This is a genomic window from Methylobacterium segetis, from assembly GCF_004348265.1.
Lineage (GTDB): Bacteria > Pseudomonadota > Alphaproteobacteria > Rhizobiales > Beijerinckiaceae > Methylobacterium > Methylobacterium segetis.
The window spans coordinates 36924-51691 of sequence record NZ_SMNT01000007.1; the positions used below are offsets into that span (position 1 = coordinate 36924).

Consider the following 14768-nt stretch of genomic DNA (forward strand, 5'->3'; position numbering starts at 1 on the left):
GCGGATGTCCTTCTGATCGCGGGTCTCACGCGGCGGCCGCTTCGGCCAGGATCTCGCCGAACAGGCTGTTGGCGCCGGCCTCGACGATGCGCACGGGCAGGATCGTGCCGATGCTGGCGGCGGGCGCATCGACCTGCACGGCAAGCATGTGCGGCGTCTTGCCGGCGACCTGACCCGGATGGCGGCCGGGCTTCTCGACGAGGATCTCGGTCGTCCGGCCCACCGCCGCGTTCTGGTAGGCGTGGCGCTGCCGGTCGAGGAGCGCCTGCAGCGCGGCGAGGCGCTCGCTCTTCACGGATTCCGGCACGGCGTCGGCACGCTCGGCCGCGGGTGTGCCGGGGCGCGGGCTGTACTTGAAGGAGAAGGCGCTCTCGAAGCCGATATCGGCCACGAGCCGCATCGTGTCCGCGAAATCCGCGTCGGTCTCGCCGGGGAACCCGACGATGAAATCGGAGGAGAGGGCGATGTCGGGCCGGCTCGCCCGGATCCGGTCGATCAGGCGGCGATACGCGTCGCCGGTGTGGCGCCGGTTCATCGCATCGAGCACCCGGTCCGAGCCCGATTGCACGGGCAGGTGCAGGTAGGGCATCAGGGCCGGGATCTCGGCATGCGCCCGGATCAGGTCCTCGCCCATGTCGTTCGGGTGGCTCGTCGTGTAGCGGATGCGCGCGATGCCGGGGATCCCGGCCACCGCCCGCATCAGGTCGGCGAGGGTGGCGGGCTCACCGTCCGCACCGGCGCCGTGATAGGCGTTCACGTTCTGCCCGATCAGCGTGATCTCGCGCACGCCCCCCTCGGCGAGCGCCCGCGCCTCCGCGAGCACGGCCGGGACCGAGCGCGAGACCTCGGCGCCCCGGGTATAGGGCACGACGCAGAAGGCGCAGAACTTGTCGCAGCCCTCCTGCACGGTGAGGAAGGCGGAGACGCCCTTGTTCCGGCGGACGGGGAGGCGGTCGAACTTGTCCTCGACCGGAAACTCGGTGTCGACGACGCGCTTGCCCCGCGACTGCTCCAGAAGCTCCGGCAGGCGGTGGTAGCTCTGGGGGCCCACCACCACGTCGACGGCAGGCGCACGCGCGAGGATCTCGGCGCCCTCGGCCTGGGCGACGCAGCCCGCTACGACGATCCGGGTGTCGCGCCCCTCGGCCCGGCGCTCGCCCTTCAGCACGCGCAGGCGCCCGAGCTCCGAGTAGACCTTCTCGGCGGCCTTCTCGCGGATGTGGCAGGTGTTGAGGATGACGACGTCCGCGTCCTCCACGGAATCCGTCGCCGCGTAGCCCTGCTGCCCGAGCACGTCCGCCATGCGGGCCGCGTCGTAGGCGTTCATCTGGCATCCGTAGGATCGGACGAAGGCTTTCTTCAACGATTCGGGTCCCGGACGGCGTGGTCTGCGGCCCCGTTCGCGCGTCGCGGGGGCCGGAATGGATCTTCGAGGGCGCGCGTCTACCACAGTTTTCGCCGATCGTCGCGCGGCCTGATGACCTCGGCGCTGGCGCCGGGCTTGCTTGCCGGCGAGGCCGCAACGACGAGGATGCCCGTGACCGAGCTTGAGCGTGCCGTGCAGGAGATCTCCGAGGAGATGCGGCAACGGCCGGACAGGGGCGAGGTGGCCACCTACATCCCGGAGCTGGCGCGGGTCGATCCGCAGGCCTTCGGCCTCGTCGTCATCGACGCGGACGGGAACGTGGCGGCGGGCGGCGACAGCGACGTCGCCTTCTCGATCCAGAGCATCTCGAAGGTGTTCACCCTCACCCTCGCCCTCGGCACGGTCGGCGACCGACTGTGGCGGCGGGTCGGGCGCGAGCCCTCGGGCAGCCCCTTCAACTCGATCGTGCAGCTCGAGCGCGAGCGCGGCATCCCGCGCAATCCCTTCATCAACGCGGGCGCGATCGCGGTGACCGACGTGATCCTGTCCGGCCACCGGCCGCGGGAGGCGCTCGGCGAGATCCTGCGCTTCATGCAGTTCGTGGCCGACGACCCGTCGATCGCGATCGACGAGGCGGTGGCGGCCTCCGAGCAGCGCACGGGCTTCCGCAACAGCGCGCTGGCCAACTACATGAAGTCCTTCGGCGTGATCGAGAACCCGGTCGACTACACGCTCGGCGTCTACTTCCACCATTGCGCCATCGCGATGACCTGCCGCCAGCTCGCCAGAGCCGGGCGCTTCCTCGCCCATTCCGGACGCAACCCCGCGACCGGCCTCTCCGTGGTGCAGCCGGAGCGGGCGCGCCGCATCAACGCGATCATGCTGACCTGCGGCCATTACGACGGCTCGGGCGAATTCGCCTACCGCGTCGGCCTTCCCGGCAAGAGCGGGGTCGGCGGCGGCATCCTCGCGGTCGCGCCCGGCAAGGCGTCGATCGCGGTGTGGTCGCCGGGCCTCGACGCGGCCGGCAACTCGCATCTCGGCCGGATCGCGCTCGAGGCGCTGACCCGGCGGATGGGCTGGTCGATCTTCGGGGTCTAGGCGGCTCAGGGCTTGCGGGAGCGCTCGGCTTCCTGGATGGCCGCCTCGTGGTACCACGCGCCCGCGCCGGTCTCCACGACGGGGTAGGACGCCGCGCCGCCCTTCGGGCTGCCGGGCTGCCAGCCGGCCGCGACCCGGGGCCGGACGGGGAAGGGGTAGATCTTGGCCGTCTCGCGACGGGGGCTCGCTGTCATCGGACCGTATCTCCCTGTGACGCGACAACCTCGAACCGAGGCTCCGGTTCAAGATATCGGCGCTGCACAGTGTTTGCACGGCCTGCTTCCAGAAAAATCACGTTTTGCCAGTAATTTGCGCAGCCAAGCTATTGCCAATTCGCTCGGCATAGGCTCATGGCGCATTTTTGACCTGCATCCGATTCGTGCAGGAAGCCTGCCGACGAACGAGGCGTTCCGTCCGGCAGCCTGTTCGGTGGGCGCCACAGCCTTCGTTAACGGGCCTGCGGGCAGAAGCGCGGGCACGGGCGGACGCCGCTGGAGGAGATGGCCGCGGGACGGGGCTGGCATAATTCATGCTAACGAGGGCTCGGCCGGAGGCTGCGACAGATCGTCAAAATCAACGCAATAATCGCATGAGCAAGTGACGAGAGATCCCCAATGACGAAATTTAAACTCGAATATATCTGGCTCGACGGCTACACGCCGACCCCGAATCTGCGCGGCAAGACCCAGATCAAGGACTTCGACAGCTTCCCGGCGCTCGATCAGCTGCCGCTCTGGGGCTTCGACGGCAGCTCGACCAAGCAGGCCGAGGGCAGCTCGTCCGACTGCGTGCTCAAGCCCGTGCGCCACTTCCCCGACCCGGCCCGCAGCAACGGCGTGCTGGTGCTCTGCGAGGTCATGATGCCGGACGGCACGACCCCGCACCCGTCGAACAAGCGCGCCACCATCCTCGACGACGAGGGCGCGTGGTTCGGCTTCGAGCAGGAATACTTCTTCTACAAGAACGGCCGCCCGCTCGGCTTCCCCGAGACCGGCTTCCCGGCCCCGCAGGGTCCCTACTACACGGGCGTCGGCTACTCGAACGTCGGCTCGATCGCGCGCCAGATCGTCGAGGAGCATCTCGACCTCTGCCTCGCCGCTGGCATCAACCACGAGGGCATCAACGCCGAGGTGGCGAAGGGCCAGTGGGAGTTCCAGATCTTCGGCAAGGGCTCCAAGAAGGCCGCCGACGAGATGTGGATGGCGCGCTACCTGATGCAGCGCCTCTGCGAGAAGTACGAGATCGACATCGAGTACCATTGCAAGCCGCTCGGCGACACCGACTGGAACGGCTCGGGCATGCACTGCAACTTCTCAACCACGTTCATGCGCGAGGTCGGCGGCAAGGCGTATTTCGAGGCGCTGATGGCCGCCTTCGACAAGAACATCGAGGAGCACATCGCGGTCTACGGACCGGACAACCACCTGCGCCTGACCGGCAAGCACGAGACCGCGCCCTGGAACAAGTTCAGCTACGGCGTGGCCGATCGCGGCGCCTCGATCCGCGTGCCGCACAGCTTCGTCAAGAACGACTACAAGGGCTACCTTGAGGATCGCCGCCCGAACTCCATGGGCGACCCCTACCAGATCGCCTCGCAGGTCCTGAAGACGATCGCGTCGGTGCCGACCGACACCGCCTCGAAGGCGGCGGCCTGATCGAAAAGACGGGGCGCGAAGGCCGCGAAGGCCGCGCCCTCACGTCCGGAACGGGCCGTCGCCGCGAGGTGGCGGCCCGTTCCCGTTCAGGCGGCGGGCAGGTCCGCCGCCTCGAAATCCGGCGGGGCCGCCGCTCGCGAGCCCGATGGCGCGCGCTCCCCGCGCGGCGGCGCCGCCTCCGGCCGCCCGGTCACGGCCCGACGCAGGGCGGCGCGGACCTCGGCCTCCGCGAGCGCCGTCGCGACCTTGCGGTCGGTGCCGGCCTCGAAGGCGATCGGTGCGCCCCAGACCACGTGCACGTCGATCGGGCCGCGGCGCACGAACCGGGCGAGGTGGGGCGCGAGGTCCATGTCGCCGTACCACGCCACCTCCGGCCGCTCCTTCCGGTCGAGCGGCAGGCCGTTCCGGCGCGGGTACGTGATGGCTAGCGGCTGCAGGCGGATCCGGTCGAGCCGCGCGCCCTCGGCCTGGATCGCGGCGCGGGCGGCGCCGACGAGGGAGGAGCGAAAGGGCAGGATGCGGTTGCCGTCCCCCGTCGTGCCCTCGGCAAACAGCACGATCAGGTCGCCCGCGGCGAGCCGCGTGCCCACCGTCGCGTTGACGCTCGCGGTGGCCGCGCGCCGAGCCCGGTCGATGAAGACGGTGCGCTGCAGGCGCGCGAAGGTGCCGATCAGGGGCCAGCCCGCGATCTCGGATTTCGCCACGAAGGAGAGCGGCCGGAGCGAGCCGAGGGCCACGATGTCGAGCCACGAGATGTGGTTCGACAGGACGAGGGCGGGCTCTCCGGCGGCCGGCGGCGTGCCGCTCTGCGTCACGCGGACGCCGAACATGCGCAGGGCGACCCGGTGGAACAGGGCCGGCGCATGGGCCGCGACGCGCCCGCGCCCGAAGCGCAGGCTCAGCCAGTGCGGGCCGATCAGCATCAGGAAGGCGAGGGCGCAGACGGCGAGCCGCAGGGCCGTGAGGAGGCCGGTCATCGCCCGGCGCGCGCGGGCCCGCTCACGCCAGCGTCGCGCGCATGGTGAGCGCGGTCGTCCGGCTGCCATCGGCGCGGGTGTAGTAGCCGGTGCGCTCGCCGACCTGCGTGAAGCCCTGGCGCGCGTAGAGGCGCAAAGCCGGGCCGTTGCCCTCGTCCACCTCGAGATGCACGTGGCGCACGCCCGCATGGGCGAGATGCGTCAGGTGCTCGCGCAGGAGCCGGCGGCTCAGCCCGCCGCCGCGGGCGGAGGGGGCGAGCACCAGGGTCAGGATCTCGGCCTCGTCCGCGACCCGGCGGGAGAGGATGAAGCCCTGCACCGCGCCCGCCCGCCAGAGGGCATGCGCCTCGGTCGAGCGCTCGCACAGCATCCGCTCGAATTCGTGCGCGTCCCAGGGACGGGCGAAGGCGGTGGCGTGGATGCGGGCGAGCGTCCGGGCCTGCCCGGAATCGCGCAAGGGGGCGACGTAGGGCTCGGGGCCCCAGGCATCCCACCAGGCGAGCCACCATTCGAGGGGCCAGAACGGGGAGACCGGGCGCGTCATCGGCGGGCGAGCCTCGCATGATCCTGCGGCTGGGCGTCGGCGCCGCGCAGGTAGAGGGGCCGGGCGAGCGCCTGGGCCGGATCGGCGAGCAGGCCGAGGGAGGCGACCCAGGCGATTTCGGGCGGGTGGGTGCCGGCGATCTCCGCCGCGACGCCGCGGGCCTTCGCGGCGGCGGCGAGGGCGGGCGCGCCGGAGCCGACGAGGGTGAGGGGACCATCGCCGAGAAGGTCCAGCGCCGCCTCGACGGCGAGGTGGCTCGGCGGCACGACGATGCCCTCGCCGACGCTCATCGCCTGGAGGTAGACGGCGCCGTGGCGGGCATCGATCGCGGCCGCGATCAGCCCGTCGCCGTTGAGCGCCAGGAGCGGCGCGAGCAGGGCCGAGAGGGTGGTGACGCCGACGACCGGGATGCCCGCGGCGAGGCCCACGGCCCGGGCCGCCGAGAGCCCGACGCGCAGGCCCGTGTAGCTGCCCGGCCCGACCGTGACCGCCACCCGGTCGAGGCTCTCGAAGCCGCCCTCGACCCGCGACATCACCCGCTCGACGAGGGGCAGCAGCGCCTCAGCGTGCCCGCGGGACAGCACCATGCTCTCCTCGGCCAGAAGATCGTCCGACGCGTCCGTCGCGACGCAGGCAGAGCAGGCGTCGAGCGCCGTGTCGATGGCCAGGATACGCACGCTCACTCCAGCTGCCGCCGGCGACGGGCCGGGCGGTCGTTCCCTCGATGGCGCACGCGCTGCGGGCGCGCAGGGAATGGTATGGCAAAAGGGCCGCCCCGTCAGCGCGGCGCGGCCCCCGAGGCGTCAGGCGGGCGGCGAGTGTTGCCGACTTGCGTCGCCCCGGGCTCGCGGCGGCCCAGGGCGGTCAGACCGCCTGGACCTCGCGGACGTCCGGCAGGAAGTGGCGGAACAGGTTCTGCACGCCGTGCCGGAGCGTCGCGGTGGAGGAGGGGCAGCCCGAGCAGGCGCCCTTCATCTCCAGGTAGACGACACCTTCCTTGTAGCCGCGGAAGGTGATGTCGCCGCCATCGCCCGCCACGGCAGGCCGGACGCGGGTCTCGAGCAGGTCCTTGATCGTCGCGACCGTATCGGCATCGGCCTCGTCGAAGAACTCCTCCGTGTCCGCCTCGGCGGCGGAGGCACCCTCGGCGAGGACCGGAGCGCCCGACTGGAAATGCTCCATGATCGCGCCGAGCACGGCGGGCTTCACCTGGGGCCAGCCGTCGCCGCCCTCGGCCTTGGTGACCGAGATGAAATCGTGGCCGAAATAGACGCCGGTCACGCCCGGCACGTCGAACAGGCGCTGGGCCAGCGGAGAGCGGGCGGCGGCCTCGGCATCGCGCGCCTCGAAGGTCGATTCCGGCAGCACGACGCGGCCGGGCAGGAATTTCAGGGTGGCCGGGTTCGGGGTGGCTTCGGTCTGGATGAACATGGCTTGGCTGGATCCTCGTCCTCTGCGCCGGTTCAAGGCCGGCCGGGAACGGCGCGCGGGGGCGCCCCGTCCCATGTGGACCGCCGGGCGGATTTTCTCAACGGGTCCGCCTAGCGGCGGCGGGCCGAAAACTGCGCAGGGGCAATCGACAAGCGGGCCGGGTTCGTGTAGGGGCAGCGCCAACTCACAACAGGATGCCGAAATCCTGACGCTCGATTCCCGTCTCGGGGCGCGGGCGCAACGGCCGGAGCTTTGCCATGAACATCATCCAGCAGCTTGAGCAGGAAGAGGTCGCTCGTCTTGCCAAGACGATCCCCGATTTCGAGCCGGGCGACACCGTCATCGTCAACGTCCGCGTGAAGGAAGGCGACCGCACCCGCGTGCAGGCCTACGAGGGCGTCTGCATCGCGCGCTCCGGCGGCGGCCTCAACGAGAGCTTCACCGTCCGCAAGATCTCCTACGGCGAGGGCGTCGAGCGCGTCTTCCCCGTGCATTCCCCGATGATCGACTCGATCAAGGTGGCCCGCCGCGGCAAGGTCCGCCGCGCCAAGCTCTACTACCTGCGCGACCGCCGCGGTAAGTCGGCCCGCATCGTCGAGCGGAACGATCGCCCCGCCAAGGCCGAGAAGCCCCCCGCCGCCGCGGAGTGACCCTTTTTGCGAAGCCGGAGTCCGATGGGGCACCGTCTTCGCCCGCTCGTGAGAACCCGCCCCGACAGCGTCGCGGCGGGTTTTTTCTTTGCCCGATCCGGCGGCGCAATCCTGAAGGCCCGATGCGGCCGGTTCGGGACCGGGATACCGCACTCGCGCGCCGTCATGCATCAATCGGCAGCGTGCAGCATCGGCCACCCGGCCGGCGTCGATCGCGCTTCAGAGAACCTATTGTTCGTAGTGCCGCCGACACTGCGCAATTTCGAGTGCCTGCTCGGCTCCCTTTCCGCTGACCCGGTACACGAGCCGGTGCTCGCCGTTGATCCGGCGTGACCAGAAGCCCTTAAGATTGCCGCGTAGAGGCTCGGGCTTGCCCATCCCGGCAAAGGGCGTGCGCATCGTCTCCTTGATGAGATCGTTGATCCGGCGCAGCACCACCGCGTCACTCGTTTGCCAGGACAGGTAGTCCTCCCAGGCGTGATCCGACCAGATCAGCCTCACTCCTCGATCAAGCCGCGTTCGTGTCCCTCGGAGCCATCGAGTTGCGCGATCGATTCCTGCAAGCGGCGCGCATTCGCGGGCGTCCCGAGAAGATGCAGCGTCTCGTGCAGGCTTTCCCACTCGGCGAGCGGGAGGATCACCATGTCGGCATGATTCTGGCGGGTCACCACCAGTTCGGAGCGGTCGTGCTCGACCCTGTCGAGGTGGCTGGCGAGGTTACGGCGCAACTCGGTGAAGCTGACATGCGACATAACCAACATCCGATCTGTACAGGATAATGTACATAATTCGAATCGAACCAGTCCGCAACGGCCTCACCCCCGCCGCAACGCCTCCAGCACCTTCGCGCCCGGCCGGCCCGTGCGCGGCATGCCGAGCTGAGCCTCGATCTCCTTGATCGCCTCGCGGGTCTTGGCGCCGACCTTGCCGTCCGGCTCGCCAACGTCGTATCCGCGGCGGGCGAGGCGGGCCTGGAGATCGCGGCGCTCGGCGCGCGACAGCGGCGGGTCGTCGGTCGGCCATTCGGCCTGGATGCCGGGACGGCCGCGCAGGCGGTCCGACAGGACGGCGATGGCGAGCCCGTAGGATTCGGCGGCGTTGTAGGAGTAGATCGCGTCGAAGTTCCTCGTCACGAGGAAGGCCGGGCCGTCCGCGCCGGCCGGCGCCAGGATGCCCACCGGCCCCTCCGCCGCCAGCGGGCGCCCGTCGATGCGGGTGACGCCGAGGCTTGCCCAATGTGCCACCGGCTTCTTGTTCTTGCGGCCGGCGGCGGCCGTGTTGAAGCCGCGCGGCAGGCGGACCTCATAGCCCCAGCCATGCCCGTTCGACCACTTGGCCACGCGCAGGAAGTTCGCGGTGGAGCCCACCGCGTCGGCGGCCGAATCGACCACATCGCGGCGGCCGTCTCCGTCGAGGTCGACCGCGAGGCGCTGGTAAGTCGAGGGCATGAACTGGGTCTGGCCGAAGGCGCCGGCCCAGGATCCGTAGAGGCGCGAGGCGTCGATGTCGCCCCGCTCGATGATCTTCAGGGTGGCGATCAGCTCGCCCCGGAAGAAGTCGCGGCGGCGATTGCTCGAGCAGGCCAGCGTCGCCAGCGACTGCACGAGCGGCATCTTGCCGAGGTTCTTGCCGAAATTCGATTCGACGCCCCAGACCGCCGCGATCGTGTAGCGGTCGACGCCGTACTTGGCCTCCGCGGCGGCGAGCGCCTGCGCGTGCTGGCGCATCGCGGCCTTGCCGTCGTCGACCCGCTCGTCGTCGACGAGGGCCGCCATGTAGTCCCAGATCGGCGTCTTGAACTCGGGCTGCGCCTGCGAGAGCTCGATCACCTTGTCGTCGTAGCTGATGCCGCTCGTCGCCGCCCGGAAGGTCTGGGCCGAGACACCCGCGCCGGCCGCCTGCGCCTGGATGCCGGCGAGGCACGACTGGAAGTCGGCGCGGGCGCTCCCCGTCGCCGCGAGGCTCGCGAGGCAGAGGAGGGCGGTGGTCTTCGCGCGCGACGTCATGGGGCGTCTCCTGGGGAATCCGAGCGATTCCCCATCTTTAAGGCGCCCTGATGGTAAACGAACCGTGACGACGGTCCGGCAATCAGGCCCAGCCGCGCTCCGCGAGCCGCGCCTCGAAGGCGTCGATCTTCGGCGCGCGCTCCAGCGTCAGGCCGATCTCGTCGAGCCCGTTCAGCAGGTTGTGCTTGCGGCCCTCGTCGATGTCGAAATGCAGCGTGCCGCCGTCCGGCCCCTTGATGGTCTGCGCGGCGAGATCGACGGTCAGCGTCGCGTTGGCGCCCCGCTCGGCATCCTCGAACAGCTTCTCCAGATCCTCCGGCGAGACCACGATCGCCAGGATGCCGTTCTTGGCGCAGTTGTTGAAGAAGATGTCGGCGAAGCTCGTGGAGATCACGCAGCGGATGCCGAAATCGGCGAGCGCCCAGGGCGCGTGCTCGCGCGACGAGCCGCAGCCGAAATTGTCGCCGACGACGAGGATCCTGGCGTTGCGATAGGCCGGCTGGTTGAGCACGAAATCCGGGTTCTCGGAGCCGTCGTCGTGGTAGCGCATCTCCGAGAACAGGCCCTTGCCGAGTCCCGTGCGCTTGATGGTCTTCAGGTACTGCTTCGGAATGATGCGGTCGGTGTCGACGTTGATGATCCGCATGGGCGCCGCGACGCCCTCCAGGGTGGTGAACTTGTCCATGGTCGGTGCCGTGAGGATGGGGCCGGGTTCCCGCGAACCGGCGCGATGCCGGGGTTCTAGCAGCCGCCGGAAAGGTCTCAAAGCCTCGCCAGCGCGTCTCGCCGATGTCGTGCGCGCAGCCTATGGTGCCACCGGTACGGTCGGACGAGGCGAGGCGGGATGAGTGAGCCGAGCAATACCTTCAAGAAGGCGCCTAAGCGCAAGCCGATGCGCGGCAAGAGCGTGGCCGTCTCGCCCGAGATGCGGGAGGCCTACGCGAAGATGATTCAGGAGCGGGAGCAGAAGGAGGAGACCTACGGCCGGCACCTGCCGCAGGATCCGCCGAAGGGCCGTTAGCCCGCCACGTTAGCCCGTGATGGGCGAGCCCCTCCCCGATGCGGGGGAGGGGCGACCGTGTCAGCGCTTCAGAGGCCCGGCCTCGATCACGTCCTCGACCGTGCGCAGGCCTGCGCGCGGCGAGTTGACGAGGCAGGCCATGTTGCCCGGCGGGTGCTGGTTCTTCCACATCTTGGTGTGGGCCGCCGGGATCTTGTCCCAGGGGAAGACCTCGCTCATGCAGGGGTCGATGCGCTGGTCGAGCACGAACTGGTTGGCGGCCGAGGCCTGCTTCAGGTGGGCGAAGTGCGAGCCCTGGATGCGCTTCTGGCGCATCCACACGTAGCGGGCGTCGAAGGTGATGTTGAAGCCGGTCGTGCCGGCGCAGAACACCACCATGCCGCCGCGCTTCACGACCAGCGCCGAGACCGGGAAGGTCGCCTCGCCCGGATGCTCGAACACGATGTCGACGTCGTTGCCCTTGCCCGTAATGTCCCAGATCGCCTTGCCGAACTTGCGCGCCTCCTTGGTCCAGGCGTGGAATTCCGGCGAGTTCACCTTCGGGAGCTGGCCCCAGCAGTTGAAATCCTTGCGGTTGATGACGCCCTTGGCGCCGAGGCTCATCACGTAGTCGCGCTTCGACTCGTCCGAGATCACCGCGATGGCGTTGGCGCCGGATGCCGCGCAGAGCTGCACGCCGAACACGCCGAGGCCGCCGGACGCGCCCCAGATCAGCACGTTCTGGCCCGGGCGCACGGTGTGCGGCGCGTGGCCGAACAGCATGCGGTAGGCGGTGGCGAGCGTCAGCGTGTAGCAGGCCGCCTCCTCCCAGGTGAGGTGCTTCGGGCGCACCATCAGCTGGCGGGACTGCACCCGGCAGAACTGCGCGAAGGAGCCGTCCCCGGTCTCGTAGCCCCAGATGCGCTGGGTCGGCGAGAACATCGGGTCGCCGCCGTTGCACTCCTCGTCGTCGCCGTCGTCCTGGTTGCAGTGGACGATGACCTCGTCGCCGACCTTCCAGCGCTTCACCTTGGCGCCGACCTTCCAGACGATGCCGGACGCGTCCGAGCCCGCGATATGGTACTCGCCCTTGTGCACGTCGAAGGGCGAGATCGGCTCTCCGAGGCCGGCCCAGACCCCGTTGTAGTTGACGCCGGCGGCCATGACGTAGACCAGTACCTCGTCGTCGCCGATCTCCCAGACCGGCAGCACTTCGAGCTGGTGCGACTGCTCCGGCGGCCCGTGGCGCTCGCGACGGATCGCCCAGGCATACATCTTGGCCGGCACGTGACCGAGGGGCGGGATCTCGCCCATCTCGTAGAGGTCCTTGACCTCGGTCCCCGCCTGCACCGCCGCACTCGCAGCCATCTGAGCTCTCCCTGACACTGTCGTTCGGCCCCTATAGCGACGATGTTTCTGCGCTCCAAGTGGCACCAAAGGCTAGTGTCGCGGCTCTTTCCACGAAAAAAGGACGCCGGCTCATCACGACGGTTCTTGTATACAATATTCCGATCTTGGCCCGCCTTCCGCCGACCTGCGAGCGGGGCCTCGAGACCTGCCGGGTGCACCGCATCGGCGCCCCATGAATCGGGCGCAACCCACCCCTCCCGTGCGGGAGCGGGGGCTCGCTCTCGCCGCCGTTCGCGAGGCCGAGGCCAGGCAGGCCGCGAGCGCGGCGCCATCGTGGGCGACGGCAGCCAGGAGAATGCGCAGGGTCGGGGACGTGGCCGGGCTCCCTTCAAGAAGGACCACGCCGCGCGGCCCCCGGAGCGTCCGTCGCGGCGGAGGCAAATCCGGTTCAGACCCCGCGTGAATTTTTCTCCGAATCCCCCGGCGCCTTCGCGCCCCTCTCGGACCTTCGGGGCGGATGACGGGGGCGGCGCCCTCGGCTACGGTGCGCGCAAAGGCGCGTCACGCGTATGCCGCGCCACGGTCTCAGGGAATCGGAGTTGGAGCGGATGAGCGGGCAGGCAGCGATCGCCGAGGTGAAGCGCGACAAGCCGTGGATCATCCGGACCTATGCCGGGCACTCGACGGCCGCGGATTCGAACAAGCTCTACCGCGGCAACCTCGCCAAGGGGCAGACCGGCCTCTCGGTGGCCTTCGACCTGCCGACCCAGACCGGCTACGACCCGGACCACGAGCTCGCCCGCGGCGAGGTCGGCAAGGTCGGCGTCTCGATCGCGCATCTCGGCGACATGCGGACCCTGTTCGACCAGATCCCGCTCGCGCAGATGAACACCTCGATGACCATCAACGCGACGGCGCCCTGGCTGCTGTCGCTCTACCTCGCGGTGGCCGAGGAGCAGGGCGCGCCGATCTCGGCCCTGCAGGGCACGACGCAGAACGACATCATCAAGGAGTACCTGTCGCGCGGGACCTACGTGTTCCCGCCGGCTCCCAGCCTGCGGCTGACCAAGGACGTGATCCTGTTCACGACCAAGGAAGTGCCGAAGTGGAACCCGATGAACGTCTGCTCCTACCATCTGCAGGAGGCGGGGGCGACGCCGGTCCAGGAACTCTCCTACGCGCTGGCCATCGCCATCGCCGTGCTCGACACGGTGCGCGACGACCCCGAATTCGACGAGGCGAGCTTCGCCGACGTGTTCGGCCGGATCTCGTTCTTCGTGAATGCGGGCCTGCGCTTCGTCACCGAGATCTGCAAGATGCGGGCGTTCTCCGAGCTCTGGGACGAGATCGCGCAGGAGCGCTACGGCATCACCGACCCGAAGAAGCGCATCTTCCGCTACGGCGTGCAGGTGAATTCCCTCGGGCTCACCGAGCAGCAGCCGGAGAACAACGTCCACCGCATCCTGATCGAGATGCTGGCGGTGACGCTCTCGAAGCGCGCGCGGGCGCGCGCCGTGCAGCTCCCCGCCTGGAACGAGGCACTCGGCCTGCCGCGCCCCTGGGACCAGCAATGGTCGATGCGGATGCAGCAGATCCTCGCCTTCGAGACCGATCTCCTCGAATACGACGACATCTTCGACGGCTCGCGCGTGATCGACGCGAAGGTCGAGGCGCTGAAGGCCGAGACCCGGGCGGAGCTGGAGCGGATCGGCGGTATCGGCGGCGCGGTCGCGGCCGTGGAGACGGGGGCGCTCAAGCGCGCGCTCGTCGAATCGAACGCCAAGCGCATCTCGGCGATCGAGGCGGGCGAGCAGATCGTCGTCGGCGTCAACAAGTGGCAGAGCGGCGAGCCCTCGCCGCTGACGGCGGGCGAGGGCGCGATCTTCACCGTCTCCGAGACGGTCGAGATGGAGGCCGAGCAGCGCATCCGCGCCTGGCGCGCCGAGCGCGACCAGGGAGCCGTCGACACGGCGCTGGCGGATCTGGAGCAGGCCGCGCGCTCGGGCGCCAACATCATGCCGGTCTCGATCGCCGCGGCGAAGGCCGGCGTCACCACGGGCGAGTGGGGCGAGCGGCTGCGGCAGGTCTTCGGCGAGTACCGGGCGCCGACCGGCGTGACCCTGGAGACGGTCTCGGCCGGCGCGGCCGAGGAGGCGCGCCTGCTCATCGCCGATCTCGGCGAGCGCCTCGGCGAGACCCCGAAGCTCGTCGTCGGCAAGCCCGGCCTCGACGGCCACTCGAACGGCGCCGAGCAGATCGCGCTGCGCGCCCGCGACGTCGGCTTCGACGTGACCTACGACGGCATCCGCCAGACGCCGACCGAGATCGTCGCCAAGGCGAAGGAGACGGGTGCCCACGTCGTCGGCCTCTCGATCCTGTCCGGAAGCCACGTGCCGCTGGTGCGCGACGTGAAGGCGAAGCTCCGCGAGGCCGGGCTCGACCACGTTCCGGTGGTCGTCGGCGGCATCATCTCGCCGGAGGACGAACTGGTCCTCAAGAACATGGGCGTGCAGGCGGTCTACACGCCGAAGGACTACGCCATCGACCGGATCATGGTCGGCCTCGCCAAGGTCGTGGAGAAGTCCCTCGACACCGCCAAGTCCCGCCGCCAGGACGGCCAAGCCCGCACCGGCGAGGGCGCGGCCCAGGTCTACTGACGGCGCGCCGCGGTCGGCGATGAAAGCGGAG

At 69.8% G+C, this 14768-nt stretch carries 16 protein-coding genes; 5 read left to right on the forward strand and 11 right to left on the reverse strand.

The features are described 5' to 3' along the window. Positions 1-25: 25 nt before the first annotated feature. A complete protein-coding gene (gene miaB, locus E1J50_RS03180; protein ID WP_132250329.1) occupies positions 26-1363 on the reverse strand; it encodes a tRNA (N6-isopentenyl adenosine(37)-C2)-methylthiotransferase MiaB in 1338 nt (445 codons plus the stop codon). Positions 1364-1537: 174 nt separating this feature from the next. On the opposite strand from miaB, the gene E1J50_RS03185 reads away from it, so the two are divergent. Beyond that, entirely contained in the window at positions 1538-2467 is a 930-nt protein-coding gene (locus E1J50_RS03185; RefSeq protein WP_132250331.1) for a glutaminase, read from the forward strand. A 5-nt stretch (positions 2468-2472) separates the two neighbouring features. Here E1J50_RS03185 and E1J50_RS03190 read toward each other — a convergent pair whose 3' ends face one another. Then, positions 2473-2661 (reverse strand): DUF2735 domain-containing protein, encoded by a 189-nt coding sequence (locus E1J50_RS03190; RefSeq protein ID WP_132250333.1) that lies wholly within the window; start codon positions 2659-2661, stop codon positions 2473-2475. A gap of 420 nt (positions 2662-3081) precedes the next feature. Between E1J50_RS03190 and E1J50_RS03195 the strand changes: the two genes are divergently transcribed. Next, positions 3082-4122, forward strand: a complete 1041-nt coding sequence (locus E1J50_RS03195; protein WP_132250335.1) for a glutamine synthetase beta-grasp domain-containing protein — start codon at positions 3082-3084, stop codon at positions 4120-4122. An 86-nt stretch (positions 4123-4208) separates the two neighbouring features. Here the strand turns inward: E1J50_RS03195 and E1J50_RS03200 are convergent, their stop codons facing one another. From E1J50_RS03200 to E1J50_RS03215, 4 genes are all read right to left on the reverse strand, one after another. After that, positions 4209-5099, reverse strand: a complete 891-nt coding sequence (locus tag E1J50_RS03200) for a lysophospholipid acyltransferase family protein (protein WP_132250337.1) — start codon at positions 5097-5099, stop codon at positions 4209-4211. Between the two features lie 22 nt (positions 5100-5121). After that, on the reverse strand, positions 5122-5643 hold the full coding sequence (locus E1J50_RS03205) for a GNAT family N-acetyltransferase (protein WP_132250339.1): 522 nt from the start codon (positions 5641-5643) through the stop codon (positions 5122-5124). Next, a complete protein-coding gene (gene tsaB / locus E1J50_RS03210) occupies positions 5640-6320 on the reverse strand; it encodes a tRNA (adenosine(37)-N6)-threonylcarbamoyltransferase complex dimerization subunit type 1 TsaB (protein ID WP_132250341.1) in 681 nt (226 codons plus the stop codon). The genes E1J50_RS03205 and tsaB overlap by 4 nt, the downstream gene beginning before the upstream one ends. Positions 6321-6507: 187 nt before the next feature. After that, a complete protein-coding gene (locus tag E1J50_RS03215; RefSeq protein ID WP_132250343.1) occupies positions 6508-7074 on the reverse strand; it encodes a NifU family protein in 567 nt (188 codons plus the stop codon). Between the two features lie 257 nt (positions 7075-7331). Here E1J50_RS03215 and rplS point away from each other — a divergent pair, with 257 nt between their 5' ends. Next, positions 7332-7724, forward strand: a complete 393-nt coding sequence (gene rplS, locus E1J50_RS03220) for a 50S ribosomal protein L19 (protein WP_132250345.1) — start codon at positions 7332-7334, stop codon at positions 7722-7724. A gap of 228 nt (positions 7725-7952) precedes the next feature. Here rplS and E1J50_RS03225 read toward each other — a convergent pair whose 3' ends face one another. The 4 genes from E1J50_RS03225 to leuD all read right to left on the reverse strand — a co-directional run bounded on the left by E1J50_RS03225 (position 7953) and on the right by leuD (position 10415). Next, positions 7953-8225 carry a Txe/YoeB family addiction module toxin gene (locus E1J50_RS03225; RefSeq protein ID WP_132250347.1) on the reverse strand — a complete coding sequence of 91 codons (273 nt, stop codon included), beginning with the start codon at positions 8223-8225 and terminating at the stop codon, positions 7953-7955. Continuing rightward, on the reverse strand, positions 8222-8476 hold the full coding sequence (locus E1J50_RS03230; protein WP_132250349.1) for a type II toxin-antitoxin system Phd/YefM family antitoxin: 255 nt from the start codon (positions 8474-8476) through the stop codon (positions 8222-8224). Before E1J50_RS03230 ends, E1J50_RS03225 begins: the two co-directional genes overlap by 4 nt. Before the next feature lie 63 nt (positions 8477-8539). Next, the gene (locus E1J50_RS03235) at positions 8540-9730 is read right to left on the reverse strand and encodes a lytic murein transglycosylase (protein WP_132250351.1); all 1191 of its coding nucleotides are present in this window, start codon (positions 9728-9730) and stop codon (positions 8540-8542) included. Between the two features lie 82 nt (positions 9731-9812). Continuing rightward, a complete protein-coding gene (gene leuD, locus E1J50_RS03240; RefSeq protein WP_132250353.1) occupies positions 9813-10415 on the reverse strand; it encodes a 3-isopropylmalate dehydratase small subunit in 603 nt (200 codons plus the stop codon). Positions 10416-10574: 159 nt separating this feature from the next. Between leuD and E1J50_RS27095 the strand changes: the two genes are divergently transcribed. Continuing rightward, entirely contained in the window at positions 10575-10751 is a 177-nt protein-coding gene (locus E1J50_RS27095) for a hypothetical protein (RefSeq protein WP_165937761.1), read from the forward strand. Between the two features lie 60 nt (positions 10752-10811). Here the strand turns inward: E1J50_RS27095 and ccrA are convergent, their stop codons facing one another. Next, a complete protein-coding gene (gene ccrA, locus E1J50_RS03245) occupies positions 10812-12098 on the reverse strand; it encodes a crotonyl-CoA carboxylase/reductase (RefSeq protein ID WP_132250355.1) in 1287 nt (428 codons plus the stop codon). A gap of 590 nt (positions 12099-12688) precedes the next feature. Here ccrA and E1J50_RS03250 point away from each other — a divergent pair. Continuing rightward, positions 12689-14737: a methylmalonyl-CoA mutase family protein gene (locus E1J50_RS03250; protein WP_245516405.1), complete on the forward strand. Its 2049-nt coding sequence runs from the start codon at positions 12689-12691 to the stop codon at positions 14735-14737. Positions 14738-14768 lie beyond the last annotated feature (31 nt).

Bases quoted from the DNA above. Each gene is read 5' to 3' on its own strand.
- E1J50_RS03200 (WP_132250337.1), bottom strand. From the start codon at position 5,099: ATGACCGGCCTCCTCACGGCCCTGCGGCTCGCCGTCTGCGCCCTCGCC.
- ccrA (WP_132250355.1), bottom strand. From the start codon at position 12,098: ATGGCTGCGAGTGCGGCGGTGCAGGCGGGGACCGAGGTCAAGGACCTC.
- rplS (WP_132250345.1), top strand. From the start codon at position 7,332: ATGAACATCATCCAGCAGCTTGAGCAGGAAGAGGTCGCTCGTCTTGCC.
- leuD (WP_132250353.1), bottom strand. From the start codon at position 10,415: ATGGACAAGTTCACCACCCTGGAGGGCGTCGCGGCGCCCATGCGGATC.
- E1J50_RS03235 (WP_132250351.1), bottom strand. From the start codon at position 9,730: ATGACGTCGCGCGCGAAGACCACCGCCCTCCTCTGCCTCGCGAGCCTC.
- E1J50_RS03215 (WP_132250343.1), bottom strand. From the start codon at position 7,074: ATGTTCATCCAGACCGAAGCCACCCCGAACCCGGCCACCCTGAAATTC.
- E1J50_RS03205 (WP_132250339.1), bottom strand. From the start codon at position 5,643: ATGACGCGCCCGGTCTCCCCGTTCTGGCCCCTCGAATGGTGGCTCGCC.
- E1J50_RS03190 (WP_132250333.1), bottom strand. From the start codon at position 2,661: ATGACAGCGAGCCCCCGTCGCGAGACGGCCAAGATCTACCCCTTCCCC.
- E1J50_RS03250 (WP_245516405.1), top strand. From the start codon at position 12,689: ATGAGCGGGCAGGCAGCGATCGCCGAGGTGAAGCGCGACAAGCCGTGG.
- E1J50_RS03230 (WP_132250349.1), bottom strand. From the start codon at position 8,476: ATGTCGCATGTCAGCTTCACCGAGTTGCGCCGTAACCTCGCCAGCCAC.
- E1J50_RS27095 (WP_165937761.1), top strand. From the start codon at position 10,575: ATGAGTGAGCCGAGCAATACCTTCAAGAAGGCGCCTAAGCGCAAGCCG.
- E1J50_RS03195 (WP_132250335.1), top strand. From the start codon at position 3,082: ATGACGAAATTTAAACTCGAATATATCTGGCTCGACGGCTACACGCCG.